The organism is Candidatus Cardinium sp. cByotN1, assembly GCF_022810525.1.
In the GTDB taxonomy this organism is placed as follows: Bacteria; Bacteroidota; Bacteroidia; order Cytophagales; family Amoebophilaceae; genus Cardinium.
The window spans coordinates 1-2,981 of the sequence record NZ_JAACGG010000081.1; the positions used below are offsets into that span (position 1 = coordinate 1).

General features: G+C 37.7%; 2 protein-coding genes. Both read right to left on the bottom strand.

Annotated features, from left to right (window positions below; genetic code table 11):
* Positions 1-454 precede the first annotated feature (454 nt).
* Entirely contained in the window at positions 455-1,318 is an 864-nt protein-coding gene (gene lipA / locus MUW73_RS02400) for a lipoyl synthase (protein ID WP_243018651.1), read from the bottom strand.
* Between the two features lie 380 nt (positions 1,319-1,698).
* A complete protein-coding gene (locus MUW73_RS02405) occupies positions 1,699-2,778 on the bottom strand; it encodes an ankyrin repeat domain-containing protein (protein WP_243018650.1) in 1,080 nt (359 codons plus the stop codon).
* Positions 2,779-2,981: the final 203 nt, after the last annotated feature.

Below are 2,981 nucleotides of genomic sequence, written 5' to 3' on the forward strand. Positions count from 1 at the left end.
AAAGTTACGGAAAGCTTAGTTTACAGCTGGAAAAACAAGAACCTTCCTGCAATCCCTCCCGGCAACTGTTTTTCTTTTCATCTGTAAACTCCGCTCTCTGATCGTACTTTTTTCAAAGTGCGCGTTTTTTTACTAGCATAAGCCATAGTGGTGAACGGAAATAATCATTTTGTTTGAAGCCTACGAAGGGGGCTGAGTTATGATTTTTCCGCTAGGAAACAGTTATTTTCATTATTTTTACTGCGTGCTAAAATTTGTATCGTTGGCCATAAGCTAGATGACCTACAATCATCCATTCAAAAAAATGCTATTCTATAGTAAACAAGGCAACATGGTTTTTCAGTTGACGCTATGGCGTGAACTGACACGATAAAAAAGCGAGATACAAAAGCCTTTTTTGCCCATTTCTGTCATTAACAGATACGTTTTTGAAAGTCACATACCGAGTTTCGAATTAAACATGCCGCTCTGCATGGTACGATGAACGGACCAGCGGTCCTGATTCCACGTAAGAAAACCCACGCTTGAGCGCTTCCTCTTTAAAATGCGCAAATTTGTCGGGATGTACAAAAGTAGCGACTGCAAGATGCTGTTTAGTAGGCTGTAGATACTGACCCAGTGTTAACACATCCAAACCATTCTCTCTCAGGTCATCCATAACTTGATAGACTTCGGAGTCTGTTTCCCCTAATCCAAGCATAATCCCTGATTTAGATCGTTTGCCATATGCTTTAATCCGTCTGAGTTGCTCTAAGCTTCGCGCATACTTAGCTTGTGGACGAACATTTTTATAGAGTCGTTCTACCGTTTCTATATTATGAGAAACTACCTCTTGACCTGGGCTAATCATTCGTTCTAGTGCCCACCAAATTGCTTTTACATCTGGAATTAATGTTTCTATAGTGGTAACAGGATTCAAAGCTTTGATCTCTCTAACAGTTTGGTACCAAATTTCTGCTCCACAGTCCTTTAGTTCATCTCGGTTGACAGAAGTAATAACTGCATGTTTGACTCCCATCAGGTGAATGGCTTTGGCTACTCGTTTCGGTTCGTCTTTATCATAAACAGTAGGTCTTCCAGTAGCTACTGCACAAAAGCCACAGCTTCTGGTGCAAACATTACCTAATATCATAAAAGTAGCTGTGCCTGCTCCCCAGCATTCACCCATATTGGGACAATTCCCACTGGTGCAAATGGTGTGTAGCTTGTGCTCATCTACAATATCACGGACCGTCCTATAATGCTTACCTGTGGGTAATTTAACCCGCAACCAATCTGGACGTTGGGTCTTTGTGATGAGTGGCGTTTCTTGCTTCATAATAATGGTTAAAAAGTAGCCTAATGCTTTAGGGAAATTAAAAGCATAAGTAGTGTTTCGAACGTACTCCAATATAGGAAAACTTGGATAATATTTAGTTGGCGTTACTAACTTAGGCTATAAATAGAGCGCTATTCATCTATTATAATTATGAAAGTAGTTTTATCGTTCCATGTTATAAGATAGATAGGGGGTATTTATTCACGAGATGGGTTAAAAATAATTTTTTATGTCGCTTTTTCACGAATAAATTTAGCATGAAATATACTTTAATTCAGTTTGCTAGATTCATCAATAGCTCCGTTGTATGTTACATTTGAAAATCAAATTTTAAATCCAATCAACAAAGGAGCTTTTTTAGCTGAATCTTTACTTAAGCTTCAATTCAGGCTTTTAGATCTGATTGTTCTTGATCTAGCTTTTTTAGCAGAATTTTTGAGTAGGGTTATTATCTCTTCTGAAGCACTACATGCTGCCTCGTCTAAAATGGTTTTATCCTTGTTATTTTTGATGTTTGGATCAAAACCTGGTTGGTCGATTAATCGCTTAATTATATTTTCTATCTTTTCTCCATCTTTTTGATAAATGTCACGTCGGAGTAATTTTCGTAGCAATATATGAGTAGCGGTATCGCCTTTATTGTTTTGTATGCTTACATAAATTCCTGGAATGTCCAGGAGTGCTTCTAAAGCTTTGTAAAAACCAAGCTTTGCTACCACATGTATAGGTGCATTACCTTTATCCCCTTGGATATTGCCATTCAGTTTAGCAGATTTTCTAAGCGCTTGTATAAGCGCTATTTGCCTATCTTCCTCTTTTTTTTTATCCCTTTTTTGGTAATCAATTGTTACTGCTATCTGCAAGGGTGCCAAACCTTTATTGTTCAATATATTTACATCAGTGTTAGGGCTACATGCTATGAGCTCTTTTATAAATGGCCCATTATTTGTTTTAACTCCCAAATGGATGGGGGTATCACCATTTTTATCTTTTACTGCTAGACTCTTATAAAGCAAAGGATAATAGGTTACCAAAGATATGATGTTGTGATGACCATTGATAGCTGCCCAATGGAATAGGTTCTGGCCATGATTACATCGTGCTGTTAGATCAGTACTAGGTATAAGTTGTTTGAGCAATATGATAAATTCCATAAAACCGTTGGCAGCTGCTAAATGGTGTGGGCGTGCACCATACCTATCTTGTGCATTTGCATGAGCCTTATTCTTAGGGTCAGCTGCGTGTTGCTTCATTCCATCTATATCATTTTTTAAAGCTAAAAAATGGAGTTCGGTACTATTTTCATCGTTTTGTCCAGCTTCTGCCGTTCGTGATGTTGTAGCTGAGCTTGGCCGCTCCATATTGAGTGCACGCCCTGTGTTGACACAAGCCAACAACGTGTTTAAGCTTAATAGAGTAGCCAATAATAGATTGGCTCTGTGTTTCGTATACTGTTTCATGGCATTAGTGTTTAATGGTATGTTATAGTCTGAACTAACGTAATGGGATAATAGTTAGGTTAATATTAATTAGGCTGTCTGGTTAATCTTAAGAAAGACAACAAAATTTAGTATCTGTTCCTGACACTGTTAAAAAATGAATTTTTTAAAGCTACTTTTTGCTTGATTAAAAAGTAGCCAAACAATCAAGCGCTGATGAAAAA

Excerpts from the sequence above, each read along its gene's own strand:
- MUW73_RS02405 (WP_243018650.1), bottom strand. The coding sequence starts at position 2,778 with ATGAAACAGTATACGAAACACAGAGCCAATCTATTATTGGCTACTCTA.
- lipA (WP_243018651.1), bottom strand. The coding sequence starts at position 1,318 with ATGAAGCAAGAAACGCCACTCATCACAAAGACCCAACGTCCAGATTGG.